Annotated in this window: 1 protein-coding gene; it reads left to right on the top strand. The window is 65.1% G+C overall.

The window, feature by feature from the left end:
• The coding region (locus tag ACU8YC_RS26345) for a hypothetical protein (protein WP_446896171.1) at positions 1-502 on the top strand (502 nt) is incomplete at both ends.

The following is a 502-nucleotide window of genomic DNA, read 5'->3' as shown; positions in this document are numbered from 1 at the left end:
CCCAAGGTCAGCGCCGAGCGCAACGATCTGGCACTGCTGCGCGACACCATCAAGCGCAACCAGCTTGGCCTGCTGGTGGAGGACGAGGGCGCGCCTGTCGTGCCTGCCGAACGCCTGCAGATGGTGGCCGAAGACGCCTGGTACGCGGCCGAGGCTGGCAAGGAGGCCACTACCCAGCGATCCGAGAGTCACGAGCGGGAGCAGCGCCAGAAAGCCGCGTTGCTCATCAAGCAACAGCGTCAGCGCATCGCCAATCTCGAACGTTTGCGGGAAGAGGACGCGCTCAAGAGCGCTGCTGCGGCGGACAAGGAACGCAAGCTTCTGCAGGACGAGATCCGCTCGCTGCAGCAGCAGCTGCAGCAACAGACCGAACTCAATGCCAGCCTGCATGCGCAGATGACCGCGCAGGCGGAAAGCTTCCAGAAAGCCCGCGAGGAGATGGGCAAGCAGTTGCGGACGCTGGAAGTCAGCGGTCGTGTCGAGATCGGCGCGGCGCGAGAGC

The organism is Citrobacter sp. VF227 (assembly GCF_052950715.1).
Note: the sequence above shows the minus strand (reverse complement) of the source record. Positions and strands in the feature narration are given on the sequence as shown.